Origin of the sequence: Chryseobacterium sp. KACC 21268 (assembly GCA_028736075.1) — a bacterium.
Taxonomy (GTDB): Bacteria; Bacteroidota; Bacteroidia; order Flavobacteriales; family Weeksellaceae; genus Epilithonimonas.
In genome coordinates this window covers 239,586-252,228 of the sequence record CP117875.1, presented here as the reverse complement: position 1 = coordinate 252,228, position 12,643 = coordinate 239,586, and the positions used below count along the sequence as shown (strand labels likewise).

The 12,643-nt window shown below is 38.4% G+C and carries 12 protein-coding genes and 2 tRNA genes; 9 read left to right on the top strand and 5 right to left on the bottom strand.

What is annotated here, in order from left to right; genetic code table 11:
• The first annotated feature begins 13 nt into the window (after positions 1 to 13).
• The 7 genes from bamA (at position 14) to PQ459_01245 (ending at position 7,421) form a co-directional block, all read left to right on the top strand.
• Positions 14 to 2,548 carry an outer membrane protein assembly factor BamA gene (gene bamA, locus PQ459_01275; GenBank protein ID WDF47124.1) on the top strand — a complete coding sequence of 845 codons (2,535 nt, stop codon included), beginning with the start codon at positions 14 to 16 and terminating at the stop codon, positions 2,546 to 2,548.
• A gap of 22 nt (positions 2,549 to 2,570) precedes the next feature.
• The gene (locus PQ459_01270; protein WDF47123.1) at positions 2,571 to 3,218 is read left to right on the top strand and encodes an OmpH family outer membrane protein; all 648 of its coding nucleotides are present in this window, start codon (positions 2,571 to 2,573) and stop codon (positions 3,216 to 3,218) included.
• Positions 3,219 to 3,252: 34 nt separating this feature from the next.
• The gene (locus tag PQ459_01265; GenBank protein WDF47122.1) at positions 3,253 to 3,753 is read left to right on the top strand and encodes an OmpH family outer membrane protein; all 501 of its coding nucleotides are present in this window, start codon (positions 3,253 to 3,255) and stop codon (positions 3,751 to 3,753) included.
• Between the two features lie 62 nt (positions 3,754 to 3,815).
• The gene (locus PQ459_01260) at positions 3,816 to 4,301 is read left to right on the top strand and encodes an acyl-CoA thioesterase (GenBank protein ID WDF47121.1); all 486 of its coding nucleotides are present in this window, start codon (positions 3,816 to 3,818) and stop codon (positions 4,299 to 4,301) included.
• 45 nt (positions 4,302 to 4,346) lie between these two features.
• On the top strand, positions 4,347 to 5,216 hold the full coding sequence (gene rfbD, locus PQ459_01255; protein ID WDF47120.1) for a dTDP-4-dehydrorhamnose reductase: 870 nt from the start codon (positions 4,347 to 4,349) through the stop codon (positions 5,214 to 5,216).
• Positions 5,209 to 5,889 carry a hypothetical protein gene (locus PQ459_01250; protein ID WDF47119.1) on the top strand — a complete coding sequence of 227 codons (681 nt, stop codon included), beginning with the start codon at positions 5,209 to 5,211 and terminating at the stop codon, positions 5,887 to 5,889. The genes rfbD and PQ459_01250 overlap by 8 nt, the downstream gene beginning before the upstream one ends.
• A gap of 161 nt (positions 5,890 to 6,050) precedes the next feature.
• A complete protein-coding gene (locus PQ459_01245) occupies positions 6,051 to 7,421 on the top strand; it encodes a tetratricopeptide repeat protein (GenBank protein WDF47118.1) in 1,371 nt (456 codons plus the stop codon).
• A gap of 305 nt (positions 7,422 to 7,726) precedes the next feature.
• Here the strand turns inward: PQ459_01245 and PQ459_01240 are convergent, their stop codons facing one another.
• The 5 genes from PQ459_01240 to PQ459_01220 all read right to left on the bottom strand — a co-directional run bounded on the left by PQ459_01240 (position 7,727) and on the right by PQ459_01220 (position 12,271).
• Entirely contained in the window at positions 7,727 to 8,608 is an 882-nt protein-coding gene (locus tag PQ459_01240) for a DMT family transporter (GenBank protein WDF47117.1), read from the bottom strand.
• Positions 8,605 to 9,252, bottom strand: coding sequence for a leucyl/phenylalanyl-tRNA--protein transferase (gene aat, locus PQ459_01235; GenBank protein ID WDF47116.1), 648 nt, complete (start codon positions 9,250 to 9,252; stop codon positions 8,605 to 8,607). The genes PQ459_01240 and aat overlap by 4 nt, the downstream gene beginning before the upstream one ends.
• Before the next feature lie 89 nt (positions 9,253 to 9,341).
• Positions 9,342 to 10,706: a formimidoylglutamate deiminase gene (hutF, locus tag PQ459_01230; protein WDF47115.1), complete on the bottom strand. Its 1,365-nt coding sequence runs from the start codon at positions 10,704 to 10,706 to the stop codon at positions 9,342 to 9,344.
• Between the two features lie 293 nt (positions 10,707 to 10,999).
• Positions 11,000 to 11,803 carry an N-formylglutamate amidohydrolase gene (locus PQ459_01225; protein ID WDF47114.1) on the bottom strand — a complete coding sequence of 268 codons (804 nt, stop codon included), beginning with the start codon at positions 11,801 to 11,803 and terminating at the stop codon, positions 11,000 to 11,002.
• A gap of 87 nt (positions 11,804 to 11,890) precedes the next feature.
• Complete coding sequence (locus PQ459_01220) at positions 11,891 to 12,271, bottom strand: DUF3127 domain-containing protein (protein WDF47113.1); 381 nt, start codon at positions 12,269 to 12,271, stop codon at positions 11,891 to 11,893.
• A 169-nt stretch (positions 12,272 to 12,440) separates the two neighbouring features.
• Here PQ459_01220 and PQ459_01215 point away from each other — a divergent pair.
• Both PQ459_01215 and PQ459_01210 read left to right on the top strand, forming a co-directional pair.
• A tRNA-Leu gene (locus PQ459_01215) sits at positions 12,441 to 12,522 on the top strand.
• A gap of 40 nt (positions 12,523 to 12,562) precedes the next feature.
• Positions 12,563 to 12,638: transfer RNA gene (locus PQ459_01210), tRNA-Gly, on the top strand.
• Positions 12,639 to 12,643 lie beyond the last annotated feature (5 nt).

Genomic DNA, 12,643 nt, shown 5'->3' with positions numbered 1-12,643 from the left:
AACTTCAATAAGAATGAGATTAAGATTTATACCCATTATTTTGTTAGCAGCTTCAGCGTTTTTGCACGCACAAGTTGTTCCACAGGGTAACAATGCAGAAAACACAGAACTGGCAGCAAACCAGAATCAAGAGTACGTTCTAAAAGACATCGTGGTAGATGGTGTCAAAAGATACACACCAGCTCAGATTTTGCGTTTCACAGGTCTAGTGAAAGGAGAGAAGTTAGAAATTCCCGGGCAGCGCGTTAGCAACGCTATCAAAAAGCTTTGGGAAACACAGTCCTTTTCTAAAGTAGAGGTTTACATTCAGGATGTAGAAGGGCAGAATGTTGTTCTTCAATTTGCTTTGCAAGACCTCAAGGAACTGGGAGAAGTTAAGTTTACAGGTAAAGGAATTGGGAAGTCCAAAAATGAAAAACTCATCAAGGATAACAATCTGAAACCGGGTACAAAGATTAACAACAATTTAGTTTCCAGCTTACAGAACAAGATTCCACAGGAATATATTGCAAAAGGTTTTGCAGACGCGAAAATTAATATTCAGGAAAAAGCCAATGGAGGAGATTCCAACTTGGTAGACTGGACTATAGAAGTATCGAAAGGTAAGAAAGTCAAAATTGATAAAATAGAATTTGATGGGAACACAAGTATTTCTGACAGAAAACTTAGAAATAAAGGTTTTAAAGACACCAAGCAGAAAAGATTCCTAATAGGGATTTTGAAGCCATCTAAATTTGTTCAGGATAAGTATGATGAAGACAAAAAAAACCTAATCAGTTACTACAACTCCCTAGGTTTCCGAGATGCGACAATAGTTTCCGATTCTGTGACAAGAGGCAGTAAGGGATACAACATCAATGTAAAACTGAACGAAGGTAAAAAGTACTACATCGGAGATATCAACTTTATTGGTAATACTACTTTTACAACAGAGTTTTTACAAAGAGTTTTAGGATACAAATCTGGAGATATCTACGACGCTGTTGGATTCAACAAAAAAGTTGGAGATGATGGTGGTAAAGAAGATGACTCTGATATCAAATCCATTTATATGAACAATGGATTCCTGTTTTCAAATGTAACACCGATAGAAAAATCTGTGAAAGGAGATTCTATCAACCTTGAAATCAGAATCAGTGAAGGTGAAAAAGCAACCTGGAACCGTGTAACTTGGTCTGGTAACACTACTACTCACGATCACGTGATCCTGAGAGCACTTAGAACAAAACCTGGTGCTTTGTTTGCGAAAACCGATATCAAGAGAACATACTTCGAATTAGCAGGAATGCAGTTCTTCGATCCACAGCAGATCGGGACAGATGTGAAGCCAAATCCACAAGACAATACAGTGAATATGCACTGGACACTTGTAGAGAAAGGATCTTCTCAAGTTCAATTGCAAGCAGGTTATGGTGGTGGATCATTCATCGGTACACTTGGTCTGACCTTTAACAATTTCTCATTGAAAAACTTTTTGAAGTTCAAAGACTTTAAGCCGGTTCCGCAGGGAGATGGTCAAACTTTATCACTTCAGGCACAGGCAGGACAATATTTTACCAATTATAGTGTTTCATTTACAGAGCCTTGGGTTTTCGGAACAAGACCTACTGCACTTAGTGTTGGATTTAACTATTCTAATGTAAATTACTCTTTATCAACTGGTGATCAAACAATGGATATATTCTCCGCAACAGCAGGGCTTACAAGATTGCTGAAGTGGCCGGATGATTATTTTTCACTGTACACTGGAATCCAGTATCAAAGTTATAATTTCAAAAACTATCCGTTTAATTTTGGAGATGTTCAGGAAGAAAATGGAAGTACAAAATCATTTAGTATCAATATTGGATTGAGCAGAAACTCAGCAGGATTGGATCCCGTTTTCCCAACTTATGGTTCCAATGTAGAGGCATCTTTGAAGTTCACACCGCCATATTCATTATTTGGTGATAAGGATTATGCAAATATGAGTACTTTGGATAAGTACAAATGGATGGAGTTTTACAAAGTGAAGTTGAAAGCAGATTTCTATAATGAAGTAATAGGAAAGCTTGTACTGAGAACTACTGGAGAGATGGGTTATCTTAATGGTTATAGCAAAGAATTAGGGCCGCCGCCATTTGAAAGATATTATGTAGGAGGGGTTGGATTATTTAATGGTAGATTTGATGGTAGAGAATTAGTGCCATTAAGAGGTTATGAAAATGCTTCTTCTACTGGATTTACTTCATCATCTTCTTATGATATTACGCCATACGGAGGTGCAACCATCTACAACAGATTCTCGGCAGAACTTAGATATCCAATTTCTATGAATCAGACGGCAAAAATCTTTGTCTTGAGTTTTGTAGAGGCCGGAAATGCTTGGAATAGTTTTGGAACTTACAATCCGTTTAAATTGAAGAGATCAGCTGGACTTGGTATCAGAGTATCAATGTCAGCATTTGGATTGATTGGATTTGACTTTGCGTATGGATTCGACAGAACTTTAGGTAGTTCAGATCCATCTGGATGGCAACAACATTTCTTGATGAATCAACCATTATAAAATAATTTTTTATTTTTATACGATGAAAAAAATAGCTTTAATTGTAACAATTCTTTTTACCGCGACACAAATCTATGCACAAAAGATTGGCGTTGTAGATACCAATTATGTGTTGAGTAAGCTGCCTCAGTACAAAGATGCTGAAAACAGGCTTAATGCTCAAGTGGAACAATGGCAGGCAGATCTTCAGAGATTACAGTCAGAATATGAAAGAAAAAGAGAAGCTTTTGAAAACGAAAAAGTACTACTTTTAGGCGATCAATTAAAGTTGAGAGAGAAAGAAGTGGTAGATATGGAAACCAATATTCGTAATACAATCGGTGGTAGATTTGGATCAAACGGCGAAATAAACCAATTGAGATCCAATCTTACAAAACCTTTTCAGGATCAGATCTGGAATGCGATAAAGACGGTTTCTACGAAAAATAATCTGGGCATAGTTCTTGATAAAAGCAACAACATTAGTGTCATTTTTCTAGATAAAAAATATGACTACACAGAGGCTGTCTTGAATTTATTGGGTAAAAGTCTTCCAAAAGGTGAGGAAACTAAAACTAATAATTTGAGACCTGGCTCCAATTCCAGAGGGGAATCAAAATCGAATACCAAAGGAAAATCGGGCGCTTTGCAACAGAGAAAATTAAAAGCTGCAGAAGCTCAGGGACTTTAAAATTAAATATAAATTATAAACATAACTTTTTAAAATGAACAAATTAAATGTATTATTAGTAGCCGTTGTAATGGTTTTTGCAACTGGATTTGCACAAGCTCAAAAAATAGCTTCTGTTGATATCAATTCGATCTTTACATCAATGCCGGAAATGAAGGCACTTGATGCTCAATTACAAGCTTTGCAGACTTCAAAACAAGGTGAGTTGGAGAAGCAAGGGAAATCTCTTCAGGACTTGATGAAAAAATATCAGGACGAAGCGCCTAAACAAACTCAGGCTATCAACGAGCAAAGAAGCCAGGAAGTTCAAAAACTTCAGGACAACCTTCAGCAACTTTATGCTGCTGCTCAAAAAGATATCGCTGAGAAAAGAGATGCAGGATTGGATCCAATCGAGAAAAAAATCAACGCTGCTATCGCAAAAGTTTCAAAAGCTGCAGGTTACGAATTCACTTTCGATGCTTCTAGCCCAGCTTTAGTTTACAAAGCAGGTGCAGATGCAACAGCTGCTGTTAAAAAAGAATTAGGTCTTTAATTTAAGACAAGAAAATATTCGAAACCGCTCTTTTTACGGAGCGGTTTTTTTATTTTTGTATTATGGAAAAAGAATTTTCATCCACGGTAAAGATCCGTTTTGCAGACTGCGACCCGATTGGGCATCTCAACAATGTAAAATATCTTGAGTATATGCTCAATGCGAGAGAAGACCACGTGGAACAAAACTACGGCTTCACCTACGAGCAATACACAAGGGAAACTGGCTGCACTTGGGTCACGATACAAAACGAAATTGCTTACCTGAAAGAAGTTAGATACAATTCGACCGTTGACATCACCAGCAAGACCGTTTTTGTGGACGATATCACTGCGGTTGTGGAATTGCTGATGAAAGACGAAAATGGCCGTGTAAACGCTGTTTTTTGGCTGACTGTCATCTACTTCAATATGAAAACCAGAAGAGCAGAAAAAATGCCAGATGCAACATTGGAAAAATTTGCCCATTTTCTAGTCGAAATTGACCATAAAACATTCAAAGAACGAGTGGCTCACTTTAGAGCTCAAAATAAAACAAAATCATTATGAAATCCTATTTGGATTGCAGGTGACCATTAAAAATTAAAACTACATATGAAAAGAATCTTAGTTGTTGGCGGAAACGGCCAATTGGGACATTGCCTACAAAAATTAGCACCAAAATACCACGATATATTCGATTTCAATTTTACAGGGTCGGATGCACTTAATATCACAGATAAAGCGCAGATTGAAAAAGAATTCGAAGAATATCAACCTGATTTTGTCATCAACGCTTCTGCATACACGGCTGTAGATTTGGCCGAGAAGGAGGAAGAAAAAGCTTTTGCTGTCAACGCCATTGGTGTGGGTAATTTGGCCGAAGTTTCAAAGGAACACAACGCTATTTTGATTCACGTTTCTACTGATTATGTTTTTGATGGCGAGACCAATTTGAGCTATTCCGAAGATGATTTCACAGACCCAATTGGTGTTTATGGCGCTTCAAAACGAAAAGGCGAAGAATTGGCTTTGGAAAATAATCCTGAAACTGTGATTCTTAGAACATCTTGGTTGTATTCAGAATTTAACAAAAACTTTGTGAAGACAATGTTGCATTTGTTCAATGTGAAAGACGAATTGGGAATCGTAGGTGACCAACACGGACAACCAACCAATGCAAATGACTTGGCACAGGCGATTATGGATATCATCGAAGCTGAAAACAAAAAGTTCGGAATCTACCATTTCTCAAATTATCCGGAAACCACTTGGTTTGATTTTGCTAATAAAATAAAAGAATTTTCAGATTCCAACGTTGTATTAAAATCAATCACCACCGAGGAATTCCCAACACCGGCAAAACGCCCAAAAAGGAGTACAATGTCTTTGGACAAAATCGAGAAAGATTACAACATCGAACCAAAACATTGGGAAAACAGCCTTCAGGATTGTGTAGAAATCCTAAAAATAACGAATGCGTAAACTATTATTTTTAATAAGTGTTTTTTGTTGTCAGTTCTTTTATCTTCAGGTAGTTACTTTGAATAAAGTAGAGAAGACGAATGACAATAAGGACAAGTTTTTTTATAAAATCAATGAGCCTTCCAAATCAGAATTCTTAGGCGAAATCCTCGTGAATTCTTATTCAGACAATGATGTGGAGATTTTCGGAGATATTTATAAAAAAGCAAAACAAGTTGGTGCCAATTCATTCAGTCTGAAACCAATTGAGAATATCGACGGAACGATTCAAAAATTCAATTCGGCTTATTATATTCTGAATTTGTATTACACAAAAATCGATGATATTCCTGCAGAAGAGAACGTGGCCTACTTGGTTTCATCTTCAGAAAAGAAGCAGAAAATCAGTATCAACAACAAAACCACAGAGCTGGAACCAAGGAGTTTCATCAGACTGGATTTGAACGGGAATGAAGTTATGTCAGTCTCCACCAGGAAATTACTCGGTTCAACGGTAAAATTGTCAGCAAAATCCGGACAGCCATCTTTGTACCTTTCTTTGACCAATTTCAAGATTCGTAGCAACGACAGCCTTTACGGCGGTGTGAACCTCAAGTCGGGTGATATTACCGGATTGGAAAAGTCGTTTGGTATGTTTTTGACTACAATCTACTCAGAACAGAAAAAGGATTAATGTTAATAAGTTGTCAGAGTTACATAGCTTATTTTCAGAATAAAATTGAGTAACTTTATTAAATGAAGATTTTAGACCGGGCAATTGTAATTGATTTACAAATCTCACATCGGATAAAACCAATCTGAGCGGAGCTGAATCTCGAATCTAAATCAAATATATTGGAAGAATTTTTTGAAAACGAACTTGCTAAAAAGTTCGAAGAAATGATAGAGAATAATGATGAATTCTATTTCGATACCGAAGAGTATATTGAAATAATCATCTATTATCTGGAGCTGGGAGATTATAGCTACGCAGAAATGGCTGTAAATCACGCTCTGAAAATACATCCCAATTCCCTGGAAATCAAAACCAAGCAATTGGAGGTCTTCCTGGAACTGGAGCGTTACACAAAAGCTAAAGAACTGATTGATGAATTGCATCAGTCATCTTTGGAAGATACAGACTTTTTGGTTTGTTGCGCAAAATATTACTCAAATCTCGGGAACCCGAAAAAATCAATCGAATACTGCCAGAAAGCTTTGCAATTGGAAGAGGAAGAGAATTTCCTTCACAATTTCATCGCAGACGAATATGTTAATCTGGACGACCCTTTCAATGCCCTGAAACATTACACTTCAGCTTTGGAGCACGACCCGTACGATGATTACTCTTTGGAAAACGTGATGGTTTGTTACAGCAAACTGAATCGTTCACAAGAAGCTTTGGATTTCCTGAATCAATATCTTGACAAGTTTTCTTTTTCGGAAACGGCTTGGTATGAGTATGGACAATTCCATTTCAACAAAAAGAATTACGAAGAAGCCATCAACGGTTTCGATTATTTGTTAGCTATCAATTCCCAGGCTGTCGGTGTTTACGCCAACAAAGCCGCTTGCTATGAAGCGATGGGAGAGTGGGACAAGGCGATTACCGTCTACGAGGAAATGCTCGATTTGGAGTATACCAAAGCGTTCACGTTCTACAAGATTGGATTGTGCCACAAAGAAGCCAAAAAGTTGGTTCCGGCATTGACGTCTTTCCAAAAATCTTTGAGAGAAGACCCGCAGTTTTACTTGGCGATGATGGAGCAATCCTTTATCTACGAAGAGTTGGGGAACATCAAAGAATCACTGCATTTCGCTCAGGAAGCTGCTAATCTTAGCGAAGGAAACGTCGAGTACCAAAAGCGTTTGGCCTTCCTTTACATCACCAATGGCGATTATGAGGAAAGCTTGATTTGCCTTAAAAAACTCATAGAATCCGAGCCAACTAGATTTTACAATTGGTACGCGTATTCAGAAGTTTTGATGTTGCTTGGCGAATATGAGGAAGCAATCACCATTCTCGAAAAAGCTCTGAAAGCGCATCCACGCGCCGAATTGTACTATCAACTCAGCAATTGCTACCTGCATTTGAAAAGCGAAGCAGAAGGCATTGCAATGTTGGAAAAAGCGCTGGAACTCGATTCCACGCTCAGCAAAGATATGCAGCTAAAATATCCGTTCATCAAAGAACAGGTCAAAAAAATAAAGGCCAAAAAGAAATAAACCAAAAGCTCAGATTCGTCGTCTGGGCTTTTTTATTTTTAGGAGCCGGGAACCTGCTTTCCGTTGCAATTCCTCGCACCTTGCTTTCCCATCGCTTGCTGTGGGATTTCCACTGCAATCAGGGCTATGGGTTTCAGTATTTTATTCACATTTCAGTATTAAAAGAAACCTTTTACATAAAAGTCGCGGAGCGAAGACCTGTTTATAGAAAACAGACACAAGATAAATTAAGCTCCAGAGGAGCGACCTGCGATTTTCAGAGAATGAATTCATTTCCTCTTACCTTAAAACCTATCAAACAACCATCAAACCACCTTCGGCTTACTCCTCAAAAATATCAACCCGGCCAAAATGACCAAAGCTCCAAAAGATTGCTGCGTCGTCAATTTCTCACCATCCAAAATTCCCCAGATAATCGCAACGATTGGCATCAGCAAAGTCACCGTAGAAGCGAATAAAGGTGTTGAAATACTCAGTAATTTGTAATTCATCATCATCGCCAATCCCGTCCCGAAAATCGATAATATCGCCACAAAACCCAATCCTTCCAATGTACTTTGATTCAACGTCAAGTCTTTGAAAAAGCCCGCAAAAATCAAAGCAATCAATGATGGCAAGAACAAGACAAACGAAAAGACATAAGCTGACATCAGAATCGCTGGAACTTCGTGCAGTTTCGATTTGATAGTGGTTGTGCAAATGGCGTAGAGTAGGACCGCAAGAATCAATAACAGGATTGGATAGATTTTGATTTCACCACTTTCGCCACTTCCCAAAGCCAAGATGCAAGCCCCAACAAAACTTATCAAAACACCCAACAATTGCCGCTTTGTCGTCGAGAATTTCCAAACCAAAGAACCTACAATAATTACAAATATCGGCATCATAGAATTGATGATTCCCGCAATACTGCTGCTGATTTCGGTTTCCGCCATCGGGAAGAGAAACATTGGAATGAAACTTCCTGTGAATGCGGCAATAATCAACCATTTCAAATGTCGTTTTGGAAACAATTTAATTTTTGAAATGGCGTAAGGCATCAGAACGATTCCCGAAATCAAAACCCGCAAAGCACCGACTTCATAAGGATTGAAATGTTCCAGTGATTTTTTTATCAATATAAAAGATGAGCCCCAGATTAGTGATAGTGCAATCAGGAGAACCCATTTTTGTTTTTCTGCTGTCAAGAGATTTGTTGTTTTAAGATTTTTAAATAATCGATTTTAGGAATCATTTTCGCGCCCAGACTTTCCAAATGTTCAGAATGGATTTGGCAATCAATAAGTTCCCATTCATTTTGATATTTTGTTGTGAAATGTATAAATCCAGCTTTGGAGGCGTTGGAAACTTTGGAAAACATACTTTCGCCACAAAAGACATTCCCGACCTGGATGCCGTAGAAACCACCAACCAATTCGCCATTCTGCCAAACTTCAAAACTTTTCGCTTTCCCAAATTTGTGAAGTTTCACAAATGATTGTATGAGTTCTTCGTTAATCCACGTTCCATCTTGGTCTTTTCGTTCCGCCATTTTACAATTTCTCATCACATCTTCGAAACATTGGTTTTCCGTAAATTGAAAAACATCGTCTCGCAAGATTTTCTTCATCGATTTTGAGATTTTGATATCATTCGGGAACAACACAAATCTCGGGTCCGAACACCACCAAAGGATTTCTTCGCCTTCGTTGTACCAAGGAAAAAGACCCAATTGATAGGCAAACCAAAGTCTTTCCGGTTTCAAATCGCCACCAATGGCCATTAGTCCGCCATCTGGGTCGTAAAGTTCCGGGTCTGGAAAAGAAATATCTTCTGGGTCTAAGCGAAACATTTTAGAATATATTTAATTGTGTTTCTCGCAGATTTGGCTAATCGGTCAGATTTTTTGACTCTTATCTGCTAAATCTGCGAGAAAATATTTTATCTAATTTTAATTTGATTAATAGAATTCACAAAACCTTGTCGCACCTCTTCACAATGCTCGTGTTTCCCATTTCTAACCACCCATTTTCCGGCAACGACGGTTCCAAGCAAATGCGATGAATCAGAAGAATAAACAATCGTATTGCAAAGATTTTTAAGAGAAGAAGTCGCAATCAAAGGCGCTTTCGCATCAATCACAACTGCATCAAAACTTTGTCCGACCTTGAAGAAATTCTCATTCTCAAAAGCCATCGACTTCCTTCCGGATTTCCAGGCCGTCTTCAAAGCATTGAATCCACTGTCACCAAGATTTGGCTGGAAAAAAGTATCGCGTCTGTGCGTGTAGATTCGCTGTCCGTAATCCAAAATCCTCAAATCTTCCAAAGGGTTTACGCAAATCTGACTGTCCGTTCCAATCGACCAATTGCCACCAAACTTCTGATAATCTTTAAATCTAAATCTTCCATCACCCAAATTCCCTTCCGTTGATGGACAAAGCACGATGTTCGCACCAGATTTCGCAATGCCTTCAACCTCATTATCCTCCAAATGTGTGCAATGAATCAAATTGAAATTCTCATTCACCTCACAATTTTCCAAAAGCCATTCCGCCGGTCTTTTCCCGTAGAAATCCACAGAATCTTTGATTTCCTTCAACTGCTCCGCAATGTGAATATGAAACGGATAATCTTTCGCAAGCAACGAAGACTCAATCAAATCCTCTTTCTGGACCGCTCTCAAAGAATGCGACCCAACCGCCAGATTAGCTTTATCATAAAACTTTGTCGACTGTTTCGAAGCTTCCAGCAATTGATAATAATCCTCAATGTTTTTAGAAATAAAACGCCTTTGCAAATCGTAAGGTTCCGTCCCAAAATTCCCTTTCTGATAAAACATCGGAATCAACGTGATTCTAATCCCAACTCTTTTCGCGGCAGCAACCAATCTTTCACCCATTTCGGAGAGATTTTGATAAGCTTTTCCGTCTTTATCGTGATGCACATAATGGAATTCTGCCACCGATGTATAACCGTTTCGCAGCATTTCTGCGTACAACATCGCCGCCACATCTTCCATTTGCTCCGGCGAAAGAGATAACGCAATTCGGTACATCGCATCGCGCCAGCTCCAGAAATCATCGGGAACTTCCGAGCCTTCAAAATATTCCGCCAAGCCGCACATCGCATACTGAAAAGCGTGTGAATGCGCATTCTGAAATCCCGGCAAAACATAGCCGTCAACGTATTCGCCTTCGGGTTTTTCCACGGTTTTCAGTTCAGTGATATTTCCGGCATTGTCCAGCTTTACAAAAGCATTTTCCATCCATCCGTTTTCGGTCAGTAATCCTTTGAATGTGTACATTTTATAAGTAATAGTATTTGTATTTAATTTGTCAGGCTGAGGCTCTCGAAGCCATTTTTTATTATTTGGGCAGCTTTTCCGCCTTCCGCTCCCAATCTTTTTGCCTAAGCTTTACCAGCCGCAAAAAAGGATTTCCGCTCAAGTCGGGCTGCAGATTCAACATAAATTCAAATTTTGCGATAAAAACATTATTTTGTCATTCCGTAGGACTCTAAACAATCTTGATTTACTTCGTCGAACCACTTCGCTAGGTTTCCTGCTGAATGACAAACTATATGGTAATATTATCAAAGTCAAATAAATTTCATTTGCTCGATAAGATTTACCAAAGTCTCTTTCAAAACCACCTGAATTCTCTCCGCATTAGTCTCGTCATAACTCATTTCCGAAGCATCCATATAATTCGTCTTGCACATTTCCAGTTGCAAAGCGTGAATGTTTTCTGTAGGTTTTCCAAAACTTCTCGTGATGTAACCACCTTTGAAAGGATGATTGTGAGAAAACTCGTAACCTGTGCTTTTTAGAGAATAGATTGTTGTGCTTATTAATTCAGAACTTGCAGAAGTTTCATCGTTATCGCCAAGAATCAAATCCGGAAAATCCTCAGAACGAATTCCCGGAACAGACTTCCTTATCGAATGCGCATCAAACAACAAAACTTTCCCGAATTCAGCTTTTGTCTGTTGTAAAAGTTCTTCCAATTTCTCGTGATAAGGTTTGTGATACAATTCAATGCGTCTTGCAACTTCCTGAGAATCCGGAATGTAATTATTTTTATAAATCTGATTTCCATTAAAATCCGTCACGGTCACAACATCCGTAATCACTCTTCCGTCATTGTAAAGTGGTTGGTTTTCTGGATTTCTATTAAGGTCGACAACCCATCTGCTGTAATTGGCTTTAATAATTGTAATTCCCAAGTCAGTTGCAAAACCATAAAGCTTATCGATGAACCAGTCTGTGTCGTCCAATTTATCAGACAATTCGGGATTCATTTTAAATTTAATATCTTCTGGAATGAAAGTGCCTGCGTGAGGAACACTAATGATTATGGGAACTTTTGAAGTTTTGGGTTCAATGATTTTAAAGATTTCCATAGACGATTTCAAAGTTGAAATATAAAAAGAATCCCTGCATCTTTTATCAAAAATGCAGGGATTTATTATAGATTGATTCTAAAAATCTTAGAATGGCAAATCGTCATCTTCGTCCTCTGCGAAAACGTTCTTGTTCTCAGCAGCCGGTTGACCTTGACTTGGAGTTGCTTGAGTAGGCTCGTTGAAATCGGAAGCACCACCTTTTTCCATTCTCCATCCTACGATAGAGTTGAAATACTTTACTTCACCTTGAGGACTTGTCCATTCTCTTCCTCTGATATTGATATGAACTTTTACGCTATCTCCAACTTTGTATGCGTTCAGCAAATCAACTTTATCTTGGGTAAATTCGATATTGATTGGTTGTGGATACTGTTCTTCAGTCAAAAGAACGAGTTCTTTTTTTTGAAATCCGCTTGCAAATGTTTGTAAATCAGAAATCTTCTTGATTGTTCCTGTTAATTCCATGTCTCGTAAATGTTTTAAGAGTGTAAAGGTAATAAAAAACTATCGATGTAGTCCAAAAGCAACCGTTGAAAAAACTTTAAAAAAATATAGAAATAATTTTGGAGGTAATATGAAAAGTCTCTATATTTGCACTCACCAAAACAAAAGAAAAGAAGTTCTTCAAAATAATGCGGATGTGATGTAATTGGTAGCCATGCCAGACTTAGGATCTGGTGCTTCACCGCGTGGGGGTTCGAGTCCCTTCATCCGCACAATGCTAAAAATTTCTAAGCAATTAGGAATTTTTTTTATGCGAAAATAGCTCAGCTGGTAGAGCACGACCTTGCCAAGGTCGGGGTCGCGGGTTCGAGTCCCGTTTTTCGCTCCACCCTC